Raw genomic sequence first — 2,036 nt, 5'->3', positions numbered from 1 at the left:
GCCGGCACGCCCGGCCCTGCGGCGGAACGCCCCTCGGGGCCGCTGTCGTCCGCTCTGCGCGCCGGCAAGGACAAGGAGGGTGATTCCTGATGATCCGTCTCGTGCTCGCCTGGGTCGTTGCGCTCGCGGTGGCGGGGCTGCTGTTCGCGGCTCCCGCGCTGCGGCGCCGCTTCCCGATCCACTGGTGGTACGCGTTCGGCTTCCCACTGGTGGCCGTGCGCGTGTGGCGGTCGTGGCGTCCGCTGGCGATCGAGCGGGGCCTGACCATCACGCGTCGCCCCTCCCGCGTGCTCCTCGGTGACCTGATCGTGCGCGGGCAACCGCTGCGGCCGATTCCGCCTCGGATCGGCATCCCCCGACCCCGCGCGGGCGGCCTGTCGGTCGCGGTACGGATGCACCCCGGGCAGACACCGGACGCGTTCGCGGACGCCTCCGGCGCGCTCGCCCACGCCTGGCGCGTCCACGCCGTGCGCGTCGCCTCCACCGCGCGGGGATCGGTGCGCTTAACGGCGTTGGCGACCGACCCCCTGAACGACGTCCCCACCCCGGGCAAGCTCGACCGGTCCGTGTCGCTGATGGTTGCCCCGGTCGGGCGCCGTGAGGACGGCCAACCCTGGGTGATCGACTTCCGTACGGCTCCGCACTGGCTGATCGTCGGGGCCACCCGCACGGGTAAGTCCACGCTCATGGCGGCCTTGGTCACGGCGTTGGCTCCGCAACCCGTCGCCCTGGTCGGCATCGACTGCAAGGGCGGCATGGAACAAAGCCTGTTCTCCCCTCGCCTCTCCGCGCTGGCCACCTCCCGTCAAGAGGCGAGCCGGCTCCTGGGCGCGCTCATGGACGAAACGCAACAGCGCATGCGCGTCTGCCGGTTCGCCCGGGTCCGCTCCGTCTGGGAACTCCCCGCCGGCAAGCGGCCGACACCCGTCGTGGTCCTGGTCGACGAAGTCGCGGAACTCTTCCTCGTGGCCTCCCGCGCGGAAAAGGACGAAGCGGCCCAGGTCGCCACCGCGCTCGTGCGCCTGGCACAACTCGGCGCGGCGCTCGCCGTTCACCTCGTCGTCGCCGGCCAACGCGTCGGCTCGGACCTCGGTCCCGGCGCGACGGCCCTTCGCGCGCAACTTGCCGGGCGGGTCTGCCATCGCGTCTCGGACCCCGGCACTGCGGAGATGGCCCTCGGGGACCTCAACCCCGACGCTGTCGACGCAGCACAAGCCATCACGACGGACGAACCCGGCGTCGCGATCCTCTCCGGCGTGGACGGCTCGTGGATGCGGGCCCGGTCCGTCCACGTCTCCCCCAAAGAGGCGCAACGCGTCGCGCGGGAACACGCGGCCATGACACCGGACATGCCCGCGCTCGCTGCGGCCGTGGCCGGCTGGGACCCCGGGACCCGCTCATGACCGACGTGACCGACGCGCAAGCACTCCAGTTCCCGATGGTCGTCATCTTCGGCCTGATCGTCTTCATGCTCGTCCGCGCCGGCGAACTGCGCGTATGGCAAGTCTGCGTGGTCGGCCTCTTCGGCTTCTACCTCGCACAATCCAGCCTCGCACCATCCATCACCGCGCTCGTGGGCTCCCTCCTCGGCGCACTGTTCCACACCGGTTGACCCACTCGGAGGAGAACAACACGTGAGCATGCGTCCCGTCCTGTGCCCCGTCTGTCACGGCGACCGCAACACCCGCACCCGCACCGGTCGGCACCGCAAGTGCCGCTGCTGCCGGGGCAAAGGCACCACCCGCTGACCCCTCCCCACCACACCCTCACCTGACCGCTGTCAGGCATCCCGGAAAGGCCACTCGCCGTGATCACACACCCGCGCCGCGCGGCGCTCCCCACCCACCCCGTCCGCCCCGTCAGGAGGCACCACCTTTGCCGGGCTCCACCGCGCGCACCACCGACGACCACCGCGCCCGGAGCCGTGCCGAACAGACCCGTTTGGCACGGCTCCACGCGCTCACCCCCACCGAACAAGAACTCATCCGCATCGCGAACCTGCCGGGCTTCGCGCGCTGGGTCGAACAGATCCGCGC

2 protein-coding genes are annotated in these 2,036 nt (G+C 71.7%); both read left to right on the top strand.

Annotated features, from left to right (window positions below):
* Window positions 1-89 precede the first annotated feature (89 nt).
* Window positions 90-1,403, top strand: coding sequence for an FtsK/SpoIIIE domain-containing protein (locus GT354_RS33230; RefSeq protein WP_161360081.1), 1,314 nt, complete (start codon window positions 90-92; stop codon window positions 1,401-1,403).
* Window positions 1,400-1,612 carry a hypothetical protein gene (locus GT354_RS52910; RefSeq protein WP_202512587.1) on the top strand — a complete coding sequence of 71 codons (213 nt, stop codon included), beginning with the start codon at window positions 1,400-1,402 and terminating at the stop codon, window positions 1,610-1,612. Before GT354_RS33230 ends, GT354_RS52910 begins: the two co-directional genes overlap by 4 nt.
* Window positions 1,613-2,036 lie beyond the last annotated feature (424 nt).

It is taken from the genome of Streptomyces sp. SID3343 (assembly GCF_009865215.1).
GTDB lineage: Bacteria > Actinomycetota > Actinomycetes > Streptomycetales > Streptomycetaceae > Embleya.
This window is presented reverse-complemented; position numbering and strand designations above follow the sequence as displayed.

Bases quoted from the DNA above. Each gene is read 5' to 3' on its own strand.
- GT354_RS33230 (WP_161360081.1), top strand. From the start codon at position 90: ATGATCCGTCTCGTGCTCGCCTGGGTCGTTGCGCTCGCGGTGGCGGGG.
- GT354_RS52910 (WP_202512587.1), top strand. From the start codon at position 1,400: ATGACCGACGTGACCGACGCGCAAGCACTCCAGTTCCCGATGGTCGTC.